This is a genomic window from Nocardioides hankookensis (genome assembly GCF_042658885.1).
GTDB lineage: Bacteria > Actinomycetota > Actinomycetes > Propionibacteriales > Nocardioidaceae > Nocardioides > Nocardioides hankookensis.
In genome coordinates this window covers 211,933-237,946 of sequence record NZ_JBHSRJ010000003.1, presented here as the reverse complement: position 1 = coordinate 237,946, position 26,014 = coordinate 211,933, and the positions used below count along the sequence as shown (strand labels likewise).

Annotated in this window: 14 protein-coding genes; 6 read left to right on the top strand and 8 right to left on the bottom strand. The window is 71.8% G+C overall.

All coding sequences use genetic code 11. The features are described from left to right. Positions 1 to 88: 88 nt before the first annotated feature. Positions 89 to 4,138 carry a GDSL-type esterase/lipase family protein gene (locus ACFPYL_RS06265; RefSeq protein ID WP_379151790.1) on the top strand — a complete coding sequence of 1,350 codons (4,050 nt, stop codon included), beginning with the start codon at positions 89 to 91 and terminating at the stop codon, positions 4,136 to 4,138. A 5-nt stretch (positions 4,139 to 4,143) separates the two neighbouring features. Here ACFPYL_RS06265 and ACFPYL_RS06260 read toward each other — a convergent pair whose 3' ends face one another. Further along, on the bottom strand, positions 4,144 to 5,634 hold the full coding sequence (locus tag ACFPYL_RS06260; RefSeq protein ID WP_379151787.1) for a carboxyl transferase domain-containing protein: 1,491 nt from the start codon (positions 5,632 to 5,634) through the stop codon (positions 4,144 to 4,146). 48 nt (positions 5,635 to 5,682) lie between these two features. Here ACFPYL_RS06260 and ACFPYL_RS06255 point away from each other — a divergent pair, with 48 nt between their 5' ends. Beyond that, positions 5,683 to 6,252 carry a nitroreductase family protein gene (locus ACFPYL_RS06255; protein ID WP_379151785.1) on the top strand — a complete coding sequence of 190 codons (570 nt, stop codon included), beginning with the start codon at positions 5,683 to 5,685 and terminating at the stop codon, positions 6,250 to 6,252. A 10-nt stretch (positions 6,253 to 6,262) separates the two neighbouring features. Here the strand turns inward: ACFPYL_RS06255 and ACFPYL_RS06250 are convergent, their stop codons facing one another. The 5 genes from ACFPYL_RS06250 to ACFPYL_RS06230 all read right to left on the bottom strand — a co-directional run bounded on the left by ACFPYL_RS06250 (position 6,263) and on the right by ACFPYL_RS06230 (position 11,084). Continuing rightward, the gene (locus ACFPYL_RS06250; protein WP_379151782.1) at positions 6,263 to 7,252 is read right to left on the bottom strand and encodes an NAD-dependent epimerase/dehydratase family protein; all 990 of its coding nucleotides are present in this window, start codon (positions 7,250 to 7,252) and stop codon (positions 6,263 to 6,265) included. A gap of 64 nt (positions 7,253 to 7,316) precedes the next feature. Then, positions 7,317 to 8,750, bottom strand: a complete 1,434-nt coding sequence (locus ACFPYL_RS06245; protein WP_379151779.1) for a M1 family metallopeptidase — start codon at positions 8,748 to 8,750, stop codon at positions 7,317 to 7,319. Beyond that, the gene (locus ACFPYL_RS06240; protein ID WP_379151776.1) at positions 8,747 to 9,313 is read right to left on the bottom strand and encodes an RNA polymerase sigma factor; all 567 of its coding nucleotides are present in this window, start codon (positions 9,311 to 9,313) and stop codon (positions 8,747 to 8,749) included. Before ACFPYL_RS06240 ends, ACFPYL_RS06245 begins: the two co-directional genes overlap by 4 nt. 62 nt (positions 9,314 to 9,375) lie before the next feature. After that, entirely contained in the window at positions 9,376 to 10,191 is an 816-nt protein-coding gene (locus tag ACFPYL_RS06235; protein WP_379151773.1) for an ABC transporter permease, read from the bottom strand. Beyond that, entirely contained in the window at positions 10,188 to 11,084 is an 897-nt protein-coding gene (locus ACFPYL_RS06230) for an ABC transporter ATP-binding protein (protein ID WP_379151770.1), read from the bottom strand. Before ACFPYL_RS06230 ends, ACFPYL_RS06235 begins: the two co-directional genes overlap by 4 nt. 148 nt (positions 11,085 to 11,232) lie before the next feature. Between ACFPYL_RS06230 and ACFPYL_RS06225 the strand changes: the two genes are divergently transcribed. After that, positions 11,233 to 12,690 carry a serine/threonine-protein kinase gene (locus tag ACFPYL_RS06225; RefSeq protein WP_379151907.1) on the top strand — a complete coding sequence of 486 codons (1,458 nt, stop codon included), beginning with the start codon at positions 11,233 to 11,235 and terminating at the stop codon, positions 12,688 to 12,690. A 1-nt stretch (position 12,691) separates the two neighbouring features. Here ACFPYL_RS06225 and ACFPYL_RS06220 read toward each other — a convergent pair whose 3' ends face one another. Next, on the bottom strand, positions 12,692 to 13,333 hold the full coding sequence (locus ACFPYL_RS06220) for a hypothetical protein (protein WP_379151768.1): 642 nt from the start codon (positions 13,331 to 13,333) through the stop codon (positions 12,692 to 12,694). 90 nt (positions 13,334 to 13,423) lie between these two features. Between ACFPYL_RS06220 and paaN the strand changes: the two genes are divergently transcribed. The 3 genes from paaN (at position 13,424) to ACFPYL_RS06205 (ending at position 18,259) form a co-directional block, all read left to right on the top strand. Then, positions 13,424 to 15,076: a phenylacetic acid degradation protein PaaN gene (gene paaN / locus ACFPYL_RS06215; RefSeq protein ID WP_379151765.1), complete on the top strand. Its 1,653-nt coding sequence runs from the start codon at positions 13,424 to 13,426 to the stop codon at positions 15,074 to 15,076. Positions 15,077 to 15,172: 96 nt separating this feature from the next. Beyond that, on the top strand, positions 15,173 to 16,597 hold the full coding sequence (locus tag ACFPYL_RS06210; RefSeq protein WP_379151762.1) for a DHA2 family efflux MFS transporter permease subunit: 1,425 nt from the start codon (positions 15,173 to 15,175) through the stop codon (positions 16,595 to 16,597). A gap of 150 nt (positions 16,598 to 16,747) precedes the next feature. Continuing rightward, entirely contained in the window at positions 16,748 to 18,259 is a 1,512-nt protein-coding gene (locus tag ACFPYL_RS06205) for an amidohydrolase (RefSeq protein WP_379151759.1), read from the top strand. A 9-nt stretch (positions 18,260 to 18,268) separates the two neighbouring features. Here the strand turns inward: ACFPYL_RS06205 and ACFPYL_RS06200 are convergent, their stop codons facing one another. Then, positions 18,269 to 25,987 carry an SdrD B-like domain-containing protein gene (locus tag ACFPYL_RS06200; protein ID WP_379151756.1) on the bottom strand — a complete coding sequence of 2,573 codons (7,719 nt, stop codon included), beginning with the start codon at positions 25,985 to 25,987 and terminating at the stop codon, positions 18,269 to 18,271. Positions 25,988 to 26,014 lie beyond the last annotated feature (27 nt).

Genomic DNA, 26,014 nt, shown 5'->3' with positions numbered 1-26,014 from the left:
GCCCGGCCCCTTTTCTCCAAGAACCCTCCGCATCGGAGCGACGCCATCAGAATCCGGAGACGTTTTCGCTCGTCTCTCGGAGGTCTCGGTGCGTCGTCTCATTTCTCTGCGTGGCAGGTTCCTCGCCCCGGCCGGGATGGCGGTGGTGGTGGCGGTGTCGGGACTGACCGGCATCTCGGTCGCGCTTGCGCCTGGCGCGGCCGCCGACGACCTGCCGGTCGTCTATGACAGCTTCGGGGGCACCGGCAGCGCGGATGGGTCCATGACCGAGTCCGGCGGCAAGACCTGGCAGGCCCTCAACGGCGCCTGGACCAGGACCGGGGACGGCACGGTCACCACCGGTACGGGAGTTGCCGCGAACCCGATGCTGGTCACGGACGTTGGCTCCGGCAACATCGACGCCCGCGTCTCGACCATTGGCTCGTCCGGTGAGTCGGCCTACTTCCGGGTCCAGGACGCGAGCAACTGGCTGCGGGCCCGCATCCGCCACCACCAGGTGCCGCGCTCCGTGTACCCGACGGAGTACCAGCACACCACCTTCACCGACCGCCAGTTCACCCGGACCTGGCGCGAGTACGAGTCCAACCACTACACGATCGAGAAGCAGTGGCAGGACCAGACCTGGGAGAGGCAGTACAAGAAGACCACGTCGGAGTGGTCGAACTGGGCGAAGTACGACCAGTCGGCCTGCCAGGCCGCTGCGGGTGACGTGGCGCTGCCCGACAACACCTCGACGACGCAGTACCGGTTGGCCAACGCGACCGCGACAGGCTGCACCGGCGGCAAGAAGAAGTGGGACAAGCAGCGTCGCACGTTGGAGACCACGGTCAGCACGCTCTGGCTCGGCGCCTTCACCACGTCCATCCCGGCCGGGTTCGTCGGCACTGGCGCGGAGCGCTACGTGAACGTCGGCGCGCCCTATTGGGGTGTGGGCAACCCCTTGAGCGGCTCGACCTGGGGTCACGAGATCGGGAGTCGTTGGGTGTATGCCGGCCTGAGCTGGTCTCAGAGCGCCGCGACAACTGCACCCGACACCCTGACCGGTAACACCCGGTTCGTGACCTCCACCGACTGGTGGACCCTCCTGGCCAAGGCCTGGACCGGCTACAACCGTCCGTGCGATCACTTCACGGCCAACCCTGGTTCCACCATCTCGTGCTCGGAGACCGGTCTGACTCGACCGGGCGACGTGACGGACCCGTACTGGGACCTGACTCCGTGTTCCGGGTGCGCGACGAGGCAGTCGGCAACCCCCACCACCGTCTACGACGACGCCTACCGCATCTACCTGGACAAGTCCGTCTCCGGAGCCGTCACCAATCTCGGGAGCTGGCCGGTCGGCACCGTGCCAGGTTTCCGCGTGACGGCCCAGGGGCCGATGATCAAGGTGTTCTCGGGCAGCGGCGCCGGTACCCAGGTGGGCGCGATCTCGGACAGCTCGTTCGCCGATGCCACCCGTCACGGCTGCGGCCTGGGCGGCGCCGACACGCTGTCGCCCGGCAACGCCCTGACCGACTGCTCATTGCAGACGATGACAGCGCCCGCCCCGGTGAAGATGATGGTTGTCGGGGACTCGATCAGCCAAGGCCTCGAGGGCGACTTCACCTGGCGCTACCGGCTCAAGCAGCACCTCGACGACGACGGTGTCGTCACCGACTTCGTCGGCCCGCGGAAGGGGACCTACGTCACCGGGACCGACGCGGCGACCCCGGCAGGTCACGCCGGCGGCTACCGACCCGCGATCGACGGCAGCTTCACCGACACCGAGCACCTGGCCCAGTGGGGCTGGCAGCTGGGTCAGGCCAAGTGGGACATCGCGAGCCGCGTGTCGACCTACACCCCGGACTACCTGCTGGTGGAGCTCGGCTTCAACGACATCGCCTGGAGTGGAGCCGACGCCGCGGGACTCGTGTCCGGACTCAGGGAGTTCGTGACGAACGCGCGGGCCGCCAAGCCCGACATCAAGATCCTGGTCGGCAACGTGGTGCACCGCACCGCGCTCGACGTGCAGCCCGACCTGCCGCAGCGGATCACGGCCTACAACAACGCGCTGCCGGCGGCGGTCAGCTCGATGACGACGGCCGCCTCCCCCGTGGCACTGGTCAACCTCGACTCCGGCTACAACCCGGCGGCCGACACGTACGACGGGCTGCACCCCAACGTGCGCGGCGAGGTAGTGATCGCCAAGGCCTTCGCCGATGTGCTCTCGGGCGATGCCTTCGGCGTCGGCACCGGGTACGGCGCGGTCCCCACCTCCCTGCCGGCCGACTTCGTGCCGGCCAAGCCGGCCGCTCCGACCGTCACGCCGTCGGGCCTCGGGCTCAAGGTCACCTGGCCGCACGTCTTCGGCGCCGGCGGCTACCAGCTCTACCAGCGCAACGTCTCCACTGGCGCCGCGTGGACGCCGTACATCTATCCGATCGGGGCGGAGTCGTGGTCGGAGCCGCAGCTCCCAGCAGGGCAGGAGTTCCAGTTCAAGCTGAAGGCCCTTCGCGGCAACGCCGCCGGCGAGGAGAGTGGGATCGGAGCGCACTCCGTGGCACCACTGGGAGCGGTGTCCAACCTGCAGGCCATCACGGAGCCGGACCGCCAGTTCACGGTGAAGCTCAGCTGGGACCCGGTCGAGGGCGCGGAAGAGTACCGCGTCTACTCGGCCCCCAGTTGCGGTTCGACCCCGCCCGCGGAGTCGGACTACACGCTCGTGCAGTACGGGCTGACTGCGACGACGTGGCGCCAGGAGATGGTGCTCGACGAGTGCCTCACCTACGCGGTCGTCGCCGCGCGCTGGGGTGGGGAGGGACCGAAGCGGACCGTCCAGGCGCACCCGAGGGGCCCAGCGCCTGATGCCACCACGCTGACCGTCACGCCGGGCGACGGCAGCGGGTTGCTGAGCTGGGTGAGCAGGCCGTGGGCGACCGGCTACGCCGTGTCCGTGCGCAACGCGACCGACGACGGAGCGTGGGACGAGCTGCCGATCCCGTTGGTAGGGACGAGCTGGACCCTGGGTGGTCTGCTCAACGGAGGTGACTACCAGGTCAGGCTCCAGTCCATGAACGGCTCCAAGCGCGGCGGTGTGTCGAACGTGGTGACCTTCTCGCCCCAGGGGGCGACAGCGAGAGCCGCCACCTTGACGGCCAACCCGGGCCTCGGGAAGCTCAACCTCACCTGGACCTCGGGCACCAACGCCAACCGGTACGAGATCTGGTTGCAGAACGTGGCGATCGAAGGATCGTTCAAGAAGCTGCCGATCCCGATCACCGGCCTGAAGTGGACGCTCGATGACCTCGTGGCCGGCGCGACCTACAAGGTCAAGCTGCGATCGCTGAACGGGTACCAGGCCGGGGAGTGGTCCAACGTCGAGACCGTCGTCGTGGGCGGTGTCGGGCCCGACCCGATCCGGCTGTCTATCGACTATCCGCAGACCCAGATCGGTCGGATCACCTGGCAGGCCGACCCGAAGGTGACGAGCTACCAGATCTCGGTCGCGAACGGTGACCCCATCACGGTCGGAGCCGACGTGCGGACCTTCACCTGCGACGCGTTCCGGAGCAGCACGCCAGCCCTGGTCCGGGTCTGGGCCTACAACGGCACCCTGAGGTCGCAGGACGCCACGATCAGCTGCGGCACCTACGAGTACCACTTCCTCGACAGGTGGATGGCAGGGGAGATCAACGACAACGCCGAGTCAAACATCGTGACCGCGCTGCAGGCATCGAACTCTTCGCTGTGCCAACCGGTCACCACCTGCAAGGCGAACGCCTATGCGCTCTGGGCGGCCAAGGTAGGTCCACACATGGAGTGGGACCACAAGGACTACATCAGCGCCCACTTCGGCGGCACCTGGCAGCCGATCCCCAGCAAGGAACCAGGCTTGGCCAACAGTCGGCTCTTCTATGACGTGTGGTCCAACATCCACTACGGGCAGATCGGCCGGTGTGCCGGCTTCTCAGAGTGGGAGCTGGTCGAAGGGCAGGCTCACGTCGGAACCTGGGACGCGGGTGACGCACTGTCGATCCAGCTCGGCTTCCAGCTGTACAACCAGTACGGGTGCCACGTGACCCCGGCGCAGCTCAACAACGAGATCAGCTATGCCATGCCGCGCTATCGGGAGCTCGGCAAGATCGACACGTCGGCCTGAGCAGCTCAGGTGTAGCGCTGCGCCCGCTCTGCTGGAGACCCCGGCCCGGTCTCCAGCAGGGCGGCGAGCTCGTGCTCGAGGACGGCGCCGACGCGCTGGCAGAACGCCTCGGGCTCGTCGGCGGCGTCGGGGAGCTCGGCGACGATGCGGTCGACGATGCCGCGCTCGCGGAGGTCGAGGGCGCGGACCTTCTGGGAGCGGGCCATCTCCGGGGCGTGGTCGAGGTCGCGGTGCACGATCGCACTGGCACCCTCGGGCGGGAGCGGGGAGAGCCACGCGTGCTGGGCGGCGATCACCCGGTCGGCCGGCAGGAAGGCCAGCGCGCCGCCGCCGTTGCCCTCGCCGAGCATGAGGCAGAGGGTGGGCGCGGTGACGGTGACCAGCTCGTTGAGGCAGCGGGCGATCTCGCCGGCCATGCCGCCGTTCTCGGCCTCGGCCGACAGGGCGGCGCCGCGGGTGTCGATGACGGTGACCAGCGGCAGGCCGAGGTCGGCCGCCAGCCGCATGCCGCGCTGGGCCTCGCGCAGCGCCTCGGGGCCCATCGGGTGCTCGGCGGTCTGGCCGCGACGGTCCTGGCCGAGGAAGACGCACGGCGCCTGGCCGAAGCTGACCAGCGCCAGCAGCAGACCGGGGTCGCGTTCGCCCTGACCCGTGCCGTTGAGCGGGATCACGTCGCTGGCGGCGTACTTGAGCAGCCGTCGTACGCCGGGCCGGTCGGGCCGCCGGGAGCGCAGCACGGCGTCCCAGGTCTCGACGTCGGGGAGCGGCGTCAGCGGGACCGGGTCGGGCACCGGGCTGATGCCGTGCCGCGGCGCGAGCAGGATCGTGAGCGCGCGGTCCAGGATGCCGGCGACCTCCTCCGGCGGCAGCACCGCGTCGAGGATGCCGTGGGCGTAGAGGTTCTCCGCGGTCTGCACGCCCTCGGGGAAGGGCTTGCCGTAGAGCGCCTCGTAGACGCGCGGCCCGAGGAAGCCGATCAGAGCCCCGCTCTCGCCGACGGTCATGTGGCCGAGCGACCCCCACGACGCCATCACGCCACCGGTCGTCGGGTGCCGGAGGTAGACCAGGTAGGGCAGGCCGGCAGCCTTGTGGGCCGCGACGGCGGCGGTGATCCGCACCATCTGCACGAACGCGGGCGTGCCCTCGTGCATCCGGGTGCCGCCGCTGATCGGGGCGGCGAGCAGGGGCAGGCCCTCCCGGGTGGCGCGCTCGATCGCGGCCACCAGACGGTCGGCGGAGGCGCGCCCGATCGAGCCGGCCAGGAAGCGGAACTCGCCCATCACGACCGCCACCCGGCGCCCGTGCATCAGGCCCTCACCGGTGAGGACCGACTCGTCGACGCCGCTCTTCTCGCGGGCCGCGGCCAGCTCGGCGGCGTACTCGTCCGAGATGTCGCCGTACGCCGGCGCGACGTCCCACGACGTCCACGAGCCGTCGTCGAGGACGAGGTCGATGAGCTCGGCGGCGGAGAGGCGGGAGGGCGTCGGGGCGTCCATCAGCGCAGGCTACGGGAATACCGCGCCGCCCGGCGGGGCTCGTCCATCATGGCCGAGCCGACGATCCTCCCGCTGCTGCGCGAGCGCCGCAGCGTGCGTGGGTACGACGAGACGCACGAGCTCGCGACCGATGACCTCGCGAGCATGCTGGAGGCCGCGCGCTGGGCGCCGTCGGCCGGCAACTCGCAGCCGTGGGCCTTCCTGGTCGGTCGGCGCGGGGACGTGGCGCACCACGCCTTCGTGGAGCTGCTCGCGCCGAGCGTGCGGCGCTGGGCGCCGGCCGCGTCCGCCCTCGTCTTCGCCGTGCACCAGACCGCGTCCGGCCCGGAGGAGGACGCCCCGCTCTACTCCGACTACGCCGCCTACGACCTGGGGCAGGCGGTCGCGCAGCTGTGCGTGCAGGCCGGCGCGCTGGGGCTGTCGTGCCACCAGTTCGCGGCCTTCGACCACGACGGGTTGGCGGAGCTGGCCGCGGTCCCACCGCACTGGTCGGTGACGACCGGGATCGCCGTCGGGCTCGGTGTCGTCAGCGAGGTGGCACCGCGGACGCGGCGGCCGCTCGCGGAGATCGCGTACGGCGCGCGCTTCGGCCGACCGTGGTTTCGAGACGGTTGCTAGCGCAACCTCCTCAACCACCGGTGGCGTCGCGCCAGGCCGCCAGCACCTCGGCCTCGCGCTCGCGGCCGATGCCGGTGACGGTCGCGTCGGGCGTCTCGCGCAGCCAGGCCAGGGTGTCGCGGGCGGTGTCGGCGACCGGGCGGGTCACCAGTCCGGCGTCGTACGACGGGGTCGCGTCGTGGGCGGTCATCCCGTCGTACTCGGGGCGGGGGAGCCACAGCGGGAGCGAGTCCGGGCCGGCCCACGGCTCGATGCCCTGCTCGGTGAGGAACTCCTGCGCCACCCAGGTCAGCTCGACGTCGGCGTCGCAGCCGGCGGCCACGGCGCTGAGCACCTCGCCCATCGTGGTCGCGTGCCCGACGCCGTCGTAGTCGCCGGTCAGCCGGGCCTCGGTCGCACCGACGACCCAGGTGGCCAGGTCGCGCACGTCGATGACCTGGGTGCTGTCCTCGGGACGGCCCGGGGCCAGCACCGTGCCGCCGTCGGCCATCCGCGCCGGCCAGTAGGTGAACCGCCCGCTCGGGTCGCCGGGCCCGACGATCAGGCCGGGCCGGATCACGGTCGCCGTCGCCGCGCCGTCACGGACGAGCGACTCGCAGGCGACCTTCATCGGGCCGTAGGCCTCCATGTCGACGGCCAGGTCCACGTCCTCGTGGATCGGGTCCCGCATCGGCAGCGTGCCGGGCCGCCCGCCGGGGGTCGACTCGTCGGAGTAGACGTTCACCGTCGACACGAAGACCCAGTGGGCACTGGGGAAGACCGCCACCGCCGACCGCACGCGCGACGGGTGCCGGGCGACGTCGACGACCGCGTCGTACGCCGTCGCGGCGAGCTGCTCGGGCACCGGGTCGTCCCGGTCCCACACGACCGACCGCGCGCCCTCGGGCACCGACCCGGACGTGCCCCGGTTGGCGCAGGTGACGTCGTGGCCGCGTCGTACGGCGTCGGCCGCGACCGCGCGGGAGAGGAAGACGGAACCGCCGAGCACGAGGAGCTTCACGCCGTCCACCGTCGCCGGTCCGGAGCCCGGTCGCAAGCGGTTCCGCCGACAGCAGAGGGACTGCTCAGCTGCGCGCCGGAGTCGTCTCCCCGAGCAGCCAGTCGTCGAAGAACCCGGAGAGGTCCTCGCCGGTCTGCTCGGACCACCACGAGGTGATGTCGTCGTAGTCGGCGTTCCCGTAGGCGTGCCCGGCCGGCCACGCGCGGACCAGCCGCCAGAACTCGTCGTCGCCGAGGCGCTTGCGCAGCTCGTCCCACATCAGGGCCGGCCCGTAGTAGATGTTGCTGGCGCCGAAGGCCTTCGGGTCGTAGTCGGCCGGCGGGCCGTACTCCTTGCGCAGCTCCGGCTCGGACACCGCCCAGTCGTCCATCACGGCCTCGATCGAGATGCCCTGGTCCTGCGCCATCCAGGCACCCTGGAGGAACATCGCCATGCCCTCGTTCATCCAGACGTCACGCCAGTCGACCGGCGTGACCTGGTCGCCGTACCACTGGTGCGCCATCTCGTGGACGAGCACCTCCGGCGACGTGGCGTAGTCGGTGTCGCCCAGCGTGATCATCGTCTGGGTCTCCATGCCGCTCTCGGAGTCGACGATCAGGAAGCCGAGGCTGTCGAAGGGGAAGGGGCCGAGCCGGTCCTCGAGCCAGGCCAGCCCGGCCGGCGCCCGGCGCAGCTCGTCGATCAGCGCGGGGTGGTCCCGGGGCGTCCAGTAGCTCATCGGCACCCCGGACGCCGACTCGTCCTCCGTGCGCGTGAAGCGCCCGATCGCGACCGTGACGAGGTACGACGACGCCGGGTCCTTCAGCCGCCAGTGCGTCAGCTCCCGGCCGCCGATCGTGCGGCGGGCGACGAGCTCGCCGTTCGCGACACCGACCATCGGCCTCGGAGCCCGCACCGTGATGTCGTAGAGCGCCTTGTCGGACGGCTGGTCGTTGACGGCGTACCAGGTGTAGGCGCCGTAGGGCTCCTGCATGGTCCAGACGTCGCCGTCGGGCATCGTCGTCCAGCCGGTGGTGTCGAAGTCGTTGCGCTGGGTGGGTGCGGGCACCGGCTGCGGGGTGCCCCGGTAGTCGATGACGAGCAGGTAGCGCTGGTCGGCGCGGACGTCGGTGGAGACCACCAGGTCCTTGCCGTCGTGCGAGAACTCCGCCTCCTTGCCGTCGACCGTCACGCTGTCGACGGTCAGGTCCGCTGCGAGGTCGAGCTGGAGGTGGTCGGCGTCCGCGGTGGACCGCAGCCGGACCTTCTCGCTGCCGGTCAGGACCCGGGTGTCCGGCGCCCACGTGAGCGAGAGGTCGTAGTGCAGCGCGTCGACGCCGGGGTCGCCGACGTCGGGGTAGACGCCGTCCTCGACCGGCGTGCTCACCCCCGCGGCTGGGCTCGCCGTCGCGGACGGGCTCGGAGCCGGGCTCGGTGAGCCGTCGGGCTGGTCGCTTTCGGAGGTGCACGCGCCGAGCAGCAGGGCGCTCGCCAGGGCGGCGGCGAGCGCGGCCCTCACTCCGAGCCCCGGAGCAGGGGTCGCGCGAGCTTGCGGCCGTGGTGGATCTGCGCCTTGATGGTGCCGAGCGGGGCGCCGACCTGGCGGGCGATCTCCTCGTAGGACAGCCCGTAGACGTCGCGCAGCAGCAGCGGCTCGACGAACTGCGGGTGGTCCTTCTCGATCGTCTCCATCGCCTCGAGCAGGTCGAGGCGGGTGCCGGCGATGACGCTGGTGGTGCGCGGGTCGGGACGGTCGACCCCGGCGTACTCCATCGGGTCGCGCGGGGTCGCCTGGTTCTTCATCCGGCGGTACGTCGAGCGCGCGCTGTTGAGCGCGACCACGTGCATCCAGGTGGTGAAGCGGCCCTGGCCGTTCCAGCTCCCGACCTTGTTGGCGATGTTGATCAACGCCTCCTGGCACGCGTCCTCGGCGTCCGGGAGGTGGGGGAGCACGCCACGGCAGACGTTGAGCGCGCGCGGCCGGATCGTCGCGAGCAGCGACTCCAGCGCCTCGCGGTCACCGCCCTGCGCGCGGCGCGCGAGCTCGTCGATCTCGTCCGGACCGGCACCCTCGATCGTCATGCAACACCCCTTCCCCGAGTCCCCGAACCATAGTCGGGGACCCGGGGAAGGTGACCTAACGGTTACTTCACCTCGGAGCGGAGCACCAGCCGCAGGCCCACGGCGAGCGGCACGACCAGCCAGACGAACGTCGTCACCGCGAGCTGCGCCCAGTAGGTGCCGGTCATCACCCCGTTGAAGAGGTTGCCCTGGGCGTAGTTGAAGTCGACCCATGGCTGCAGGTCCTTGAACCACTGCTGGTTCTCGGCGAGCAGGAAGGTCAGCGGCGGGAGGGCGAAGCCGTAGACGAAGTAGCCCACGATGGCGCCCGCGGAGTTGCGGATCACGACGCCGAGCATGAAGCCGACCAGCATGCCGAGCACGTTGCCGATGACGATGTAGGTCAGCTCGGCGAGGCTCACGTTCCAGACGGTGTCGGTGCCGGTGATCGCGGTGCCGACGACGTTGCCGACCGCGCCGATCGCGGCGGCCATCAGCATCGACACGACGCCGATGCCGACGGTCACGGCGAGCTTGGCGGTGATCACCCGGCCGCGGTGCGGCACCAGCGTGAACGTCGTCAGACCGGTCCGCTGGCTCCACTCGCTGGTGACGAGGAGGGCCGCGATGATCGGGAGGACCACCGCCATCGGGAAGCCGATGGCGGCCGCGAACGACTCGTAGTCGAGCTCGCTCTCAGGCGCGAACACGATGGTCGCGACGGTCGCGATCACGGCCAGGATGCCGATGCTGGCCATCAGCCAGAAGCCGGACCGGGTGTCGAACGACTTGCGCAGCTCGACGGCGACGAGGCGGGACATCGGGATCCGGGCGGGTGCGGGACGCGCCGTACGCACGACCTCGTGCTCGACGACGCCCTCGACGGTCGTGGCGCTCATGCTGCTACTCCTTCACGCTGGGTGTCTGCGGTGAGCTCGAGGAACATCTCCTCGAGGCCGGCGCCCTCGGCGGCGCGCAGCTCGGTCAGGGGGACGCCGGCGGACAGGGCGACCCGGCCGACCACGTCGGGGTCGGCCTCGACGCGCAGGGCGTCGGTCATCGGGGCGAAGGCGACGCCGGCGCCGGTGAGCGCGTCCGAGAGGGTGGCGACGTCGGGGGTGCGGACCAGGGTGCCCGCGGAGGCGAGCAGCTCGGCCTTGGTGCCCTGGGCGACGATCCGGCCGTTGCCGATCACGACCAGGTCGTCGGCGATGACCTCGATCTCGTGCAGCAGGTGGCTCGAGAGGAGCACCGTGCCGCCGCGGTCGGCGTACCCGCGGAGCAGGTCGCGCATCCAGCGGATGCCCGCCGGGTCCAGGCCGTTGGCGGGCTCGTCGAGGATGAGGACCTCGGGCTCGCCGAGCAGCGCGGCCGCGATGCCGAGCCGCTGGCGCATGCCGAGCGAGTAGTTGCGGACCCGACGGCCCGACTCGGTCGGCGTGAGGCTGACCAGGTCGAGGATCTCGTCGACCCGCGAGGCCGGCAGCCCCATCGTGCGCTGGGCGACGGTGAGGATCTCGCGGCCGGTGCGTCCGGCGTGCTGGGCGGAGGCGTCGAGGAGGACGCCGACCTCCAGGCCGGGGTTGGGCAGGTCGGCGAAGCGCCGACCGCTGACGGTGGCGGAACCGGACGAGGCGGGGGTGAGCCCGACCATGATCCGCATGGTGGTGGTCTTCCCGGCGCCGTTGGGCCCGAGGAAGCCGGTGACGCGGCCGGGCCGCGCCGTGAAGCTGACATCGTCGACGGCCTTGAAGCCGCCGTACGTCTTGGAGAGGGACTCGACCTTGATCATGGGAAGAGCCTCGCGGCCGGTGGGGGTCGCCCACATCGGGGAGACGCGGCACCCCGTCCCTGAGGCGACCCCGAGTCGTCTCGGGGTCGGACCCCTGATTCGGGTGACCTCCCCGGTGATGGCTTCGATGAATAATGCCGTCGTGCCCATGCCCGCCCGTCTCGGTCGCTACGCCGTGCGCCGACGCATCGGCGCGGGCGCGTTCGCGACCGTCTGGCTGGCGTACGACGAGCAGCTGGACTCGCCCGTCGCCGTGAAGGTGCTCGCCGAGAACTGGAGCGAGGACCTGGCCGTGCGGCAGCGGTTCCTCGAGGAGGGCCGCTTCCTGCGCAAGGTGGAGTCGCCGCACGTCGTGACGGTCTACGACGCCGGCGAGCTCGACGACGGTCGTCCCTACCTCGTCATGTCGTACGCCGACCAGGGCACGCTGGCCGACCGGCTGGAGATCGACGGGCTGAGCGCCGCCCAGACGCTGGAGGTGGTCCGCGAGATCGGGGCGGGGCTCCAGACCCTGCACGAGCGCGGCGTGCTGCATCGCGACCTCAAGCCCGCCAACGTGCTCTTCCGGGCTCGCGACGGGAAGGTGGCCGCCATGGTCGCCGACCTGGGGCTCGGGAAGTCGATGGAGGTGTCCTCGCGCCTGACGGTGATCGCCGGGACGCCGTCGTTCGTCGCTCCCGAGCAGGCGCAGGGCGAGCCGCTCGACCCGCGGGCCGACCAGTACTCCCTCGCCGCGCTGACCTACCTGATGCTGGCCGGGCGGGCGGCCTTCTCGCACGCGTCGCTCTCGGCCGCTGCCGCGCCCGGGGCGCCGCCACCGCTCTCGACAGCCGAGCGGCCCTACCCGCCCGAGCTCGAGGAGGTCGTGACCCGCGGGCTCTCCGCCGACCGCGAGGACCGGTGGCCGGACGTCGCGACGTACGTCGGGGCGCTGGAGGCGGCGCTCGCGCCGGTCGCGGGCGAGGTCGCCGAGCCCTGGCTGCCGCTCGACCCGCACCTCACCCAGCTCGGGGCACCGCCGTCGATCAAGGTCGACGACAGCCCCCTCGCCGAGCCGACCCCGCCCCGGCGCAGCCGGTGGCGGTGGGCGGTGGGCGTCGCGGGTGCCGCGGTCGTCCTGGTGGCCTCCGGTCTCGGCGGCTACGTCGTCGCCCAGCGGGCCGATCCGGACGTGACGATCACCGACGACCAGTCCTCGCTCAGCGTGACGGTCCCGACCGCCTGGCACCGGGCCGCCGCGACGAACGGTTGGCGGCCCTCCGGGGCCGATGGCGACTACGCCGCGATCTCGACCGGCACCTCGGCGTCCTGGGCCGACCCGGGCTCCACCGGCCAGGGCGTCTTCGTCGGCCTGCTGCCCGGCGACGAGCTGCCCAGCCAGCTGCCGCAGCACCCCGAGTGCTCAGGGGTCGGTCAGCGCGTCCCCGACAACGGCACGTTCGGGCCGTCGGCGACGGTCGTCTACACGGGCTGCCCCGGCGACGGCGTCACGGTCGAGCGGGTCGTCCAGGTCACCGACGACCAGCTGCTCTGGGTGCAGGTGCGCAGCCACGACCGGGGCACGGCCAACGGCGTGCTCGACGACGTCGCCGTGCACGGCATGTGAGTCAGAAGGTCGCCGACGCCGCGGCCCGCTCCAGCAGGTCGGCCATGCCCTCGCGGTCCCGGTCGCGGCCGACGACGGCGATGGTCGCGTAGGCCTGCGTGGAGCCCGGCTGGGCCAGGAAGCGCTCCATGGTGACCCGCAGGTGCCCGCCGCTCAGGTAGGTCGCGGTGAACCCGTCGTCCAACCGCTCCTCGACCACCAGGTGCTCGAGGTCGCCGTTGGACTCGGCGTCCTCGAGCTTGCTGATCCGGAACTCCCGCGCGGCGTTCAACGACGCACGGTCGCCAGCGATGAGGCCGACCCGCAGCAGGTACGTCGGCTGGGGGACGTCGCGGTCGGCGAAGTTCCACGAGTCCGCGCCCTGCAACGTCTCCCGGGCCCAGCCGACCGGCGCCGACGCCGTCATCCGCAGGTCGCCGGTCTTGAACTTGGCGGTGTGCAGCGGCAGGTCGGTCGCCAACGGGGCGATGCCCGGGTCCGGCACCACGACGTACTCGTTGACGGGGTACGACGGTGAGACCGCCGGCACCGGCCCGGCCGAGATGCCGGCGGGTCCGTCCTCCGCCGACTGACCGAGGGCGTAGCCCGCCGCACCGCCGACCAGGGCGAGCGCGAGCGCCAGCCCGATCCAGCGCACCCTCATGTCGCCACCGTATCCGGCGTGTCGTACGTCGGACACGCGGGCTGCGCTGTGCCTAGAGTGGCGCCAGTTCACCACTCGGAGGGGCACCGGATGAACGACACGTGGTTCCAGCGTCACCAGCCGCGGTTGGACGCCGCCGTGGCCGCGAGCGCGTCCCGCACCTACTTCTCCGCGTTCGGCGAGTCGGTGACGCCGTGGGACCACCCGGCGGAGGTGAGCCGGGCCGGCACGGCCGCCTTCCGGGCGTGGCTGGACGCGGACTTCCCGATCGAGACGCCCGGCTCCGAGGGGACCGTGTCGACCGAGCGCTCGCCGTACGGCTTCGACCTCGGGGTGCGCTACCCGCGCGTCGTCGACGTCGACGCCCTGCTGGCCCCCGTCCCCGGCGCGCGGGCCTGGCGCGAAGCGGGTCCGGACGGCCGGGTCGGCGTCTGCCTGGAGATCCTCGACCGCCTGCACGCGCGCGGCTTCGAGCTCGCGGGCGCGATCCGGCACACGAGCGGCCAGCCGCTCGCGATCGCGTTCTCCTACAGCGTCTCCAGCGCCCTGGACCGGAGTCTCGAGGCGCTCGCGTGGTCCTGGCGGGAGATGACGCGGGTCGCGCCCACGGCGGTGTGGGAGAGCCCCCGCGGCGCGCGGCTCGAGAAGACCTACACGGTCATCCCGCGCGGCACCAGCCTGGTCATCGGCAGTGCGGCGTTCACGACGTGGAACGGGTGGCCGGCGATCTTCGCGTCGCTGGTCGCCGGCAACCGGGTCGTCGTGCAGCCGCACCCGTCGGCCGTGCTGCCGATGGCGATCACCGTGCAGGTGTGCCAGGAGGTGCTGGCCGAGGCCGGTTTCGACGTCGGCTTGGTGACCCTCGCCGTCGGCGCGTGCGAGGACCGCCTGCACGAGCGCCTCGCCGTACGCCCGGAGGTCAGGATCGTCGACTTCATGGGGCCGGCGGGGTTCTGTGCCTGGCTCGAGGAACGGGCCGGCCAGGCCGTGCTGTTCACGGGGTGTCCCGGCGTCAACAGCGTCGTCGTCGACTCGACCTCGGACTTCGCGGGGATGTGCGACAACCTGGCCCTCTCGCTGGCCGCGTTCACGGCGCAGATGACCACCGCGCCGCACAACCTCCTGGTGCCGAGGACCGGCATCGACACCGACGAGGGGCGCAAGTCGCCGCGTGACGTGGCCGACGGGATCGCGGCGGCACTGGACCGGCTGCTGCGCCACGACCTCGGCGCGATCGAGGTGCTGGGCGCCCTCGCCACCCCGGCGGTGCTGGCCTTCGCCGAGGCGGCGGCCCGCAAGGGAGAGGAGCTGATCGCGAGCCGGCAGGTGCCGCACCCGACGTACACCGACGCCGAGGTGCGCACCCCGGTGCTGGTGGGCCTCCAGGCGGCCGACGCCGACATCTACTCGGGCGAGAGCATCGGGGCGGTCTGCTACCTCGTCGAGACGGCGGACACCGAGGAGTCGATCGCGCTGTTCTACCTGATGGCGAGCCGCCACGGAGCCGTGACCGCCGGCGTCTACTCGACGTCGGAGGAGGTGCTCGACGAGGTGCGCGACGTCGCCCTGGACGTCGGGGTCGCCCTGTCGGAGAACCTCCTCGGCGACATCGTCGTGAACTCCGTCTCGGCGTTCTCCGACTTCCACGGCACCGGCACGAGTCCGGCGTCCAGCGCCACGATCCTCGACGCTGCGTTCGTGTCACCGCGCTTCCGGGTCGTCCAGTCCCGCCGCCACGTCTGACCGATGAGTCCAGGAGCTCGGGCAGGTCTGTCGATTTCGTAGTCCCCCGTTCGTGGAGAAGGTGACGGAACCTTGTCCCACCGAGGAGATCAGACGATGGCAGACCTCAAGTCCCGCTGGCTGGCGCTCTACGTGCTGTGCCTGGGCGACCTCATGATCGTGCTCGACTCCAGCATCGTGAACGTCGCGCTGCCCTCCATCCAGGCCGACCTGGGCTTCTCCCAGTCGGCGCTCGCCTGGGTGGTCAACGCCTACCTGCTGACCTTCGGCGGGTTCCTGCTGCTCTCCGGCCGGCTCGGCGACCTGCTCGGCAACCGGCGGGTCTTCCTGGGCGGGGTGGTCGCCTTCGTGGCCGCCTCGGTCGCGTGCGGCCTCGCACCGACGTCCGGCCTGCTGGTCGTGGGCCGCGCGGTCCAGGGCCTCGGCGGTGCCGCCGTCTCGGCCGTGGCGCTCGCCCTGATCATGGGACTCTTCACCGACCCGGCCGAGCGCGCGAAGGCGATGGGCTTCTTCGGCTTCGTGATGTCGGGCGGTGGCGCCGTCGGCGTCCTGCTCGGCGGGGTGCTGACCGGCCTCTTCTCGTGGCACTGGATCTTCCTGGTGAACGTGCCGGTCGGCGTCGGCGTGTGGATCGCCGCCCGCCGGGTGCTGCCGGACGACGAGGTCGTCGAGCAGCGCGGCCGGATCGACGTGCTCGGCGCCGTCCTGGTCACCGGTGCGCTGATGCTCTCCGTCTACGGCATCGTCGAGACGTCGGCGCCGCTGATCATCGGCAGCCTCGGGCTGCTCGCCGTCTTCGTCCTCTGGGAGGCGCGGGTCGCGGAGCCGCTGGTGCCGCTGCGTCTCTTCCGGCTCCGCAACGTCGTGGTGTCCCAGGTCGTCGGCGTCCTGTGGGCGGCCGCGATGTTCGCGTGGTTCTTCCTCGCCGCGCTCTACCTCCAGCAGGTGCTGGGGTACGACGCCCTCGAGGTCGGCCTCGCCTTCGTGCCGACCAGCGTCGTGATGGCCTACTGCTCGCTGCGCGTCTCCGACAAGCTGGTCATGCGGTTCGGCATCCGCCCGCCGCTCGTGGCCGGCTTGGCCCTGGCCGCCGTGAGCCTCGCGCTCTTCTCCCGCGCTCCCGTCGACGGCACCTTCGTCACCGACGTGCTGCCCTCGATGCTGCTGCTCGGCGCGGGTGCCGGCATCGCCTTCAACCCGGTGCTGCTCGCGGCGATGGGCGACGTCGAGCCGCACGAGTCCGGGCTCGCCTCCGGCGTCGTGAACACGTCGTTCATGATGGGCGGTGCGCTCGGCCTGGCCGTGCTCGTCAGCATCTCGACGGCTCGCACCGACTCGCTCGCCGCCGACGGCGCCTCCGCGGTCGAGTCGCTCAACGGCGGCCTCCAGGTGGCGTTCGCCGCCGGAGCCGTCGCCGCCGCGCTCGCCGCCGTGGTCGGCGGGCTGTTCCTGCGGCCCAAGCCGATGGTCGCCCCCGACGAGGTCCCCGCGATCGGGGAGCCCTGCCCCGACGTCGTCTGAGCGGCCTGAGAGTTTCATCGGCCGGCCGACATTTCTCACGCTTGGACGATGAAACTTCATCGTCCAAGGTCCAGTTTCATCGGCCGGCCGATGAAACTTGCGGCTCACCCCCGGCGTGACCCCCCCGGCGGCCGCGCTAGCGTGCGCGACATGACGAGCCTGCTGATCCGCAACGCCCGCCTGGTCCCGCTCGGGGCCGGGGAGACCGCCCCCGACGCGCCCGTCGACATCGCGATCCGGGACGGCGTGGTCAGCGCCGTCGACGCCGGGTTGGAGCGGCCGGACGGCGTCGAGGAGCTCGACGCCGAGGGCCGGTGGGCGATCCCGGGGCTCTGGGACCAGCACACCCACCTCGCGCAGTGGACGCTCTCCTCCCAGCGGCTCGACCTCGCGGGCGCGCGGTCGCCGGAGCACGCGATCAGGGCGGTCGCCGAGCGGATCGCGGAGTACCCCGACCTGCCCGTCATCGGCTGGGGTCACCGCTCGGCGGGCTGGGACCGCGAGGTCACGGTGTCCGAGCTCGACGCGGTCTCCGGCGACACCGCCGTCGTTCTGATCAGCGGCGACGGCCACCACGCCTGGCTGAACACCACCGCGCTGCTGCACCTCGCGATGCCGGTCCGCGACTCGGTCGTCCGCGAGACCGAGTGGTTCGCGGCGTACCCGCGCCTGGCCACCCTCGTCGGCAACGACGGCACCTCGCCCGAGGCCTACCGGCGGATGCTCGACGAGTCCGCCGCGCGGGGGATCGCCGGCCTCGTCGACTTCGAGTTCGGTGCGGGCGTCGAGGAGTGGGTCGAGCGGTGGGCGCAGGGCTGCGACCTGCTGCGCGTCCGCGCGGCGACGTACAGCCACCTGCTCGACCAGGTCATCGAGGCGGGCTGGCGCACCGGTGACCCGCTGGCCGACGACCCGCGGCTGACGATGGGCCCGCTGAAGATCATCAGCGACGGCTCGCTCAACACCCGCACGGCCTGGTGCTGCGAGCCGTACGGCGACGCGCACCGCCTCGAGTACCCCGCCGGCCAGCCGAACCTCTCCGGCGACGAGCTGCGCGAGCAGCTCGGCCGGGCGCACCGCGCCGGCCTCGAGGTCGCCACGCACGCGATCGGCGACGCGGCCGTGCAGGAGGCGCTCGCGGCGTACGCCGACACCGGCGCGCGCGGGTCGATCGAGCACGCCCAGATGGCGCGGCGCGACGACGTACGCCGGATGGCCGAGCTCGGCATCCGGGCGAGCGTGCAGCCCGCGCACCTGCTCGACGACCGCGACCTCACCGAGAAGATCTGGGGCGAGCGCTCGGAGCGGTGCTTCGCCTTCCGCTGGATGCTGGACGACGGGGTCGAGCTCGCGCTCGGCTCGGACGCACCGGTCTCGCCGCTCGACCCGTGGCTGGCGATGGCGGCCGCCGTGCACCGCAGCGCCGACGAGCGCGGGCCGTGGCACGGCGAGCAGGCCCTCACCGTGCGCGAGGCGCTGGCGACCTCGGTCGACGGTCAGCCCACCGTGGCCCCGGGCTCACGCGGTGACGTCGCGCTGATCGACCGCGACCCGCTGCTGCGCGACCTCGACCAGGCCGACACCGCCTCCCTCGGCACGGCGCTGCGGACGATGCCGGTCGCCGCGACCGTGGTCGCGGGCCGGCTCGTCCACCGCGCCTGAGTCGACGGCTCAGGCCTGGCGGCGCCTGCGGAGCCCGAGGACCAGCGCACCGGCGCCGACCAGGACCAGCCCGACGCCGAGGCCGACCATCCACGGCGCGACGTCCGACCCGCTGCCGGGCAGGCCGCCGTCGTCGCCACCCGCGCACTCGGTCGTCACCTCCACCGGGATCGCCACGTCGACGACGCCGCCGCGACCGTCGGCGACCTGGTAGCGGACCGTGAAGTCCTCCTCGCCGCTGGTCGACACGACGAGCCTGCCGTTGTCGTTGAGGCTCGCGACCACGTCGGCCGGCACCTCGATCGAGCCCTTGACCACGCGGAGCCGGTCGCCGTTGGCGTCGGTCACGAAGGCGAACGGGTCGAGCCGCACGCTGCCGTCGCACTCGACCGAGATGCCCGCCCCCGCAGCGCCGCCGCCGTCGAAGGTCGGGACGTCGTTCTGGAACACGGCGAAGTCCGCGTCGAGCTCGGGATCGTCGGTGAGGGTCAGGTGGGTGATCGTCGGGTTCCCGCCGTCCAGGTCCGAGATCGGCGCGTCCGGCGCCTTCACCGTGTCGCCGTCGAGCGTCACGGCGTACTTGCCGGGCGCCAGGCCCTCGACCAGGTAGAACGGGTCGTCGCCGGTCGGCTCGCCCCCGCGGGCGCGGGCCTCGGTCCTCGGCGGGTTGCCGGTGACCTGCTGGATGACGACGTCGTCGTCGGTGTCCTCGACACCGTCGGGCCCGAGGTAGCGGACCGTGATCCCGACGCCCTTCAGCGCCTTCTCGTCGGCCTGACGGGTGCCGTCGCGGTTGGTGTCGCGCCAGACGAGGTCGCCGATCTCGGAGTCGCCGACGTAGCCGAAGTCCTGGTCGAGGTTGCTCGCGCCACCGGCCAGCGTCAGCGCGGACGTGGAGTCGTCACCGCCGTCCGGGTCGGCCGTCGGGTGGACGCCCTCCGGCAGGTCGGCCTGGGTGACCGTCACCCGGTAGTCGCCGGCCGGCAGGCCGGTGAAGAGGTAGCCGCCCTCGGGGCCGGTCGCGGTCGTCAGCCGTCCGTCGTCCGCGTTGCCGAAGACGCCGTCGAAGCCGGCCCAGTCGAGCGTCACGCCGACGTCGGTGAGCCCGGGCTCGGTCGGGTCCTGGACGCCGTCGCCGTTGAGGTCCCACCAGACGAAGTCGCCGATCCGGCCCTCGCCGGCGTACCCGAAGTCGACGTCGCGTGCGTTCTCCGCCTGCGCGAGCACGCGCTGGGCGGTGTTCGGGCTGCTGATGCCGTCGAGGTCGTACGCCGGGACGACGCCGCCGGGCAGCGTGCCCGGGTCGACGGTGGCGCGGTACCGGCCGGGCGGAAGGTCCTCCGCCAGGTAGAGGCCGTCGGCGTCCGTCGTGTACGTCCCGAAGTCGACGTTGTCGCCGGCCGTCGCGAGGTCGCCGTCGAAGCCGGCCCAGGTGACCTGGACGTCGACGTCCGGCAGCCGGGGCTCGCCGGGACCGACGACGCCGTCCCTGTTGAAGTCCAGCCAGACCGTGTCACCGAGCGACCCGGTGCCGGCCAGGCCGAAGTCGTAGGTCAGGTTGTCGGAGGCCCCGACGGTGGCGATCCCGACCCCGTCGAGGGCGCCCTCGTTGTCGTGGCTCACGCGCAGGGTGTTGGCGGGCGCCCCGACGAGTGTGGCGCTCACCGTGCCGGTGGGCACCCCGTCGACGGTCCAGCGGCCGTCCACGCCGGTGTCGACGGCGCCGAGGACCACGTTGTCGGCGGCGGTCGACAGGTCACCGTCGCGGCCGGCCCAGACGACCCGGACCCGCTGCCCCGCGATGCCCGGCTCGGTCGGGTCGGCACCCGTCGTCGAGTCGGGACCGTTGCCGTCGCCGTCCACGTCGAGCCAGACCAGGTCCCCGACGGTGCGGACGCCGCGGTAGCCGAAGTCGATGTCCAGGATCGAGCCACCGGCAGGCAGGGTCACCGTGGTGTCGCCGTCCGGTGAGACCGTCGTGCCGTCGCGGTCGTACGTCGCGGTCAGTCCGCCGGGGAGCGTCCCGGGCACGACGGTGACCCGCACCTGACCGGCGGGAATGCCGTTCACGCCGTACCTGCCGAGCGCGTTGGTGGTGCGTGTGACGGTGATGTCGTCGGCGTTGCCGAAGGTGTTGTCGAAGCCCGCCCAGTGCACCGCGACGTCGACCTGGGAGATCCCGGGCTCGTCCGCGGCCTGCACGCCGTTGGCGTCGGTGTCGAACCACACGGTGTCGCCGACCCGTCCGGTGCCGGCGTAGCCGAAGTCGACGTCGGTGACTGATGCGGTCGTCAGGGTACGCACGGCCACGCCATCGGGATCGTCGGTCCCGTCGTCATAGTCGTAGGTGGGCTGGAGGCCGACACCGGCCCCGGATCCGACGGTGACGCGGAAGTCGCCGCTCGGCAGCTGGTCGAAGGTGTAGCGGCCGCGGTCGGCGCCGACGGTGGCCGTGACCGTGTCGGGGAAGGCGACGTTGTCGGCAGTCGTCGAGAAGTCGCCGTCGAAGCCCGCCCACAGCAGCGAGACGGTCGCGCCGTTGATCCCGGGCTCGTCGGCCTCCTGGGTCCCGCTGCGGTCGATGTCGAACCAGACCGTGTCGCCGAGCGAGAGGTCGCCGTCGTAGCCGAAGTCCTGGTCGAGGTTCTCGGCCGCGTCGGGCAGGTTGACCTCGGAACGATTCGTCGGAGCCGTGCCGTCAGGGTCGAACACGTTCACCAGGCCGGGCGGAAGCGTGGAGGTGTCGACCTCCACCCGGTAGTTGCCGGCGGGCAGGAGCGTGTCCGGGTCGTCGGTGTCGTCGGTGTACCAGAGGCCGTTCGCGTCGGTCGTGCGGTTGTAGACGACCTCGTCGCCGTCGGTGTAGTCCGTGTCGTTGTTCGGTCCAGCCCAGGTCACGGTGACGTCGACGCCGGGGATCCCCGGCTCGCCCGGGTCCTGGGTCCCGTCGCGGTCGAGGTCGAGCCACACGAGGTCGCCCAGCCGTCCCCCGTCGAGGTTGACGTGGCCGTCGTCGGTGATGCCGGTGTCACCGGGCTGCGGGTAGTCGCGGACGTCGGGGTTGCCTGCCCGGTCGGCGGTCGGGAGTCCGAAGTACTGCGTGATGGTCGCGGTGTTGACCAGCTCCGGCCCGCTCTGGAGAGAGGTGAGCGGGAAGTCCGCGGCGACATCGAGGGTGTAGGTGATCGTCACCGACTGGCCAGGCAGGATCACCGGGATGTCGAAGCCCAGGCACCAGTCGCCGGCGTTCGACAGGGTGCCGTCCTCGACCGAGTAGTTGCTCCCGGCGGTGATCCCGCCGGTCGGCACCGAGACCTGCGGCGGCACTGCCGTGTCGGCGGCACAGCTCGTCGTGCGCACAGTGTCGGGCTCGTCCTCGACGTGCACGTCGTACGCCGGCCAGTTGGTGCTGCCGTTGGTGAGTGTCAGCCGGTAGGTGACCGTGCCGCCGGTCTCGCCGCGGGCCGGGGTGCCGGCGGTGGTGTGCCGGAAGCCGGTGTCGATGTTGGTCTGGACGTTCTTGACCAGCGTGACCGACGGTTCCGCGATCTCGATCGTCGCGTCGTCGGACTGGGTGTCGGCCGGGTTGGTGGTGTAGCTGAGCGTCGCCGTGTTGGTCAGGCTGTCGCCGGCCTGGGGAGCGGTGGGGCTCTGCTCCTCGACCCGGGCGTCGTACGTGATGACGTAGACGCGGGCGTAGCTGACGGCGGGCAGGTCGCCGAGCTCCCAGGTCGGGGTGTCGGTGACGTCGGTGTTGTTGTCCTCGGGGGTGTCGATCTGCGCGAGCTCGGCCGCGGAGCAGTTCGCGCAGTCGACGCTGACGGTGCGGACGAACGTGGTGTCGCCGCCGGCGAGGTCGTCGACGACCCGGGACGGCCCGAAGTTGAGGCCCGCCCCGAACGTGGCGCGCACGACGTAGCGGGCGGTGTCGCCCACGGTGACGAGAGGGGTGGTGGTGTCCTTGGTGATCGACGGACCGGCGACCTCGAGGGTGACCGAGTCGGTGTCGACGTAGCCCGGGCAGGTGCCCGCGTCCGAGCACCCGCCGGCGTCGCGGCCCGAGCGTTCACCGGCCGGCGTGCCGGTGAGCGACGTCGTGGTGACGCGCGCGCCGTTGGTGAACGTGGTGCCGGCGTCGAGGCCCGTGTTGAGCCGGATCGTGTAGCTGAGGGTGACCGACTCGCCCGGATCCAGGCCGAGCAGCGCGGGCGTGGTGGTGGCGTTCCAGGTGATCGTGGTTCCCGCGACATTGCCGTTGTCGGGGTTGCCGCCGGCGATGACCCCCGAGGTCGGGATGGTGCCGAAGTCGTCGGTCACGACCATGTCGTGCGCCCGCGAGACGGCGGTGCCGGAGTTGTTGGTGACCACCAGCTGGTAGGTGACCGTGCTGCCCGGCTGCGCCGCCGAGGTGTTGGTCGACCGCTTGTCGATGGCGATGTCGGGCTCGACGACCTGGGTGTCGACCGACGCGTGGACGTCCCCGCTGCCGTCGACAGTGCCGTCGTTGTCGACGTCGACGTCGTACGTGAGGTCAGCGGTGTTGGTGACGCTGTTCGGCCGGGTGTTGAGCGGCTCGCCGGGGTCGTCCGGGACGTCCTCGACAACCGCCTGGAAGGTCAGCCGCAGGCACGCATCGGTGTCCGCGGGCGTCACGATGCCCGTGTCGGTGACGAGGATGCCGTTGCCGTTCTCGAACTCCGGGTGAGCGGGCAACGGCGTCGGGTAGGTGCACGGCGACCCCGGCGGGGTCGCCGTGACGGCCGCGGCGCGCACGCTGCCGGGCACCAAGGTCTGACCGGTGCCGACGAGGTCGTCCTCGAGTCGGTAGTTGTCGACGGACGTGCCGGCGGGCTGGCGGGTGTCGAGGGTGTAGGTGATGACCTCGCCGATCGTGGCCTGGTCGTCCGGGTCGTTGCCGGGCTCGTCGACCGACGTGGTGCGCGACTTCGTGAGCGTGATGCCGGGGCTGAAGACGTTGGCCGTGTCGTCGGCGCGGTCGGTGTTCCAGGTGCCCGAGGGGTGGCCGGCCGGGTCGATGTTGTCCCGGGGGACGTACGTGAACGGTCCACCGTTGTTGTCGGCGGCCTGGTACTGCACGACGCCGGCGTGGTTGGTCCACTGCTCGGCGATCGACACGGTCCCCGGCAGCGTCCAGGTGTAGTGCAGGACCACCGTGTCGCCGGGCTCGCCTGTCGCGGCGAGCGTCGGGACCGTCCACTCGATCCGTCCGTCGGCCTGGGAGCAGGCGCCGTCCTCGACGTCGATCTGCGCGCACGTGGCGTCAGGCGGCGTGGGTGTGCTGACACCTCGGGGCAGGAGGTCCCACACGTCCACGTCGGTGGCCGCACGCTCACCGGTGTTGGTGACGGTGACGGCGTAGGTGACCTGGTCCCCGGCGACCACGTCGCGCGCCGGGTCGGTCGGTGGGCTGTAGTCGATCGGGTTGCCCGGGTCGGCGGCCTTCGTCACCTGGCTGATGCCCTTGGTCAGCGTGACGTGCGCCTCCTCGAACCCGATGCTCGCGGAGTCCGGGACGACGAAGACCTCGCCGTTGCTGTTCTGGAAGGAGTAGCGGGCGTTGTTGGTGATCTCGGTGCCGTTGGTCCCGAGGTCCGGGGTGGAGCCTCCGTCGAGGACCGCGGACAGGATCACCTGGGCGGTCTGCGCCGGCTGGACGTCGAGGTTGCCGCGGAGCGAGTACGCCACGCGCTGCCCGTTCGCCGGCGTCCCGGTGACGGTGGGTGCGGGCACCTCGAGCGCGGGCACCTCGTTGTCCGTGCCAGGCGCCGAGGACTCGTAGCGGAAGCCCGGTGGCAGGAAGTCCACGAGCGACACGTCGCCGGTGTTGAGGTAGTCGGGGGCGATCGCGGTCAATCGGAAGCAGACCCGGTCACCGGGCCCCACGCCGTCGGCCAGGTCCGGGTCCCACGTGATCGCCGAGCCGTCGTCGCACTGCTGCCCGTCGCCCGGGACGCCGACGTCCTTCGTGAACTGCACCGCGGTGCCCGCCTGCTCCCGTGAGGAGTCGTCGGTCACGACAGGGTTGTCGGTGGGACCCAGCGGCCCGAACTGCCGGAAGGTCTCGGCGTTCGCCGTGAACGCGGTCGTGTTGACCCAGCTGTCGTTGGCCTGGACGTTCTGGCCGTTGTGGTACTTCTGGAGCGCGACGGTCGAGAAGGAGATCTGGCCGGTCTCGTTGGGCCCGAACGTCCGCGAGGACACATCCCATGACAGCGCCGTCTTGCCGGTGCTCGCGTCGTAGGCGTAGCCGCCGGGGGTCTTGTAGGCGAGGCTCGGGCCAGGGCTGGTGAGGCTGGTACAGCCCGCGCCACCGTGGTCGACGGTGTCGATCGGGCAGGTGCCGTCCGGGGTGGTGTCCGTGACGCCGAGGCCGGTGATGCCGGCGTCGACGACGTACTCCGAGCTCCGGAAGCGCAGCGTCCACGTGGAGATGCCGCCCTGCTCGATGGTCGGGGTGTCGACGACCTTCTGGAGCGCCAGGTCGACGGCCTGCACGGTCTCGTCGGCCGTGACGCTCGCCGACTCGGGACCGGAGCCGGAGTCGAACGACGCGTCGACCACGGCGTGGTTGGTGTACGTCGTGCCGTCGCCGACCTGGGTGGTGTAGGCGCCGGTGTTGTTGTCCAGGTTGGCCGCCTGCGGACCGTTGTTCGCCGGGGTCGCGCCGGGCCACGCCGTCGTGTTCTCGCGCTGCGGGATGCCCGCGACGTACGTGAGCGTCTTGGTCTCGTTGGCGGCGAAGGTGGCGCTGACGGTCCACACGACGTGCGTGTAGACGCCCGACGCCAGCGGCCCGGCGCCGTCCGGGTCGGCGTTGACGGTCTCGACCGTGGCCGGGTCCTGGCACGTGCTGCCGGGGTCGGTGCCCTGGATCAGCGACCCGGCGCCGGGGTACTCCACGCCCGAGGAGTTGTCCACGTCGCCGCAGCCGAGGAACTCCAGGCCGGCAGGCAGCCAGTCCTCGATGTTGGTCACCACGACGCCCGCCTCGTCGCCACTCTGGGCCGACAGGGTGTACACGGTCTGGTGGTCGTGCACGCCGCGGAGCAGCTCGTTCTCGGGGGAGGGCTCGGACTTCGTCAGCAGGATCGGGACCAGCGTGGTCGACCCGGTCGCGGAGTCGTTGTGGTCGCTGTCGGTGACGACCGGTGTCACCGGGTCGCCGCCGCTCGGGTTGACCTGTGGGATCACGCTGTCGTCGTCGCTCACGTCGCCGCGCACCGGGACGGGCTGGACGGTGTCGTTGACGCTCCACGCGTCGGGCCCGGTGGTCTCGTGCTGGAGCGAGTAGTGGAACGTGTAGAAGCTGGTCGGCTTGATGTCGACGAGGTTCTCCCACACGTACGCCGTCCCGGTCGGCGTGCCACCGGCGTCGGTGGTGGCGAAGGAGCGGGTCGGCGCCTGGTCCGACGACGAGACGCTGATGCCGAGCGGGACGGTCACCGTGAGCGCGAGGTTGTACGCCGTGGTGTCGCCGGTGTTGCGGGCCGTGACGGTGACCGGAGTCTCGCTGCCGATGAGGGTGTTGCCCGGCATCGACTGGGAGATGTCGAGGGCGGCGACGGCATCCGCGCGCGGCGTCAGCGACTGCGGGAGCGGGACGACCGTGAGCATCGCAGCGACCAGCGCGGCCGCGGCGAGCACCCCGATCCGGGCGTCGAGGGGACGACTGTGGGGTCGGGTCCGAGCGCCCGGCGTACGCAGCATTTCAGCATCGTAAGCGCGAATTCGGCC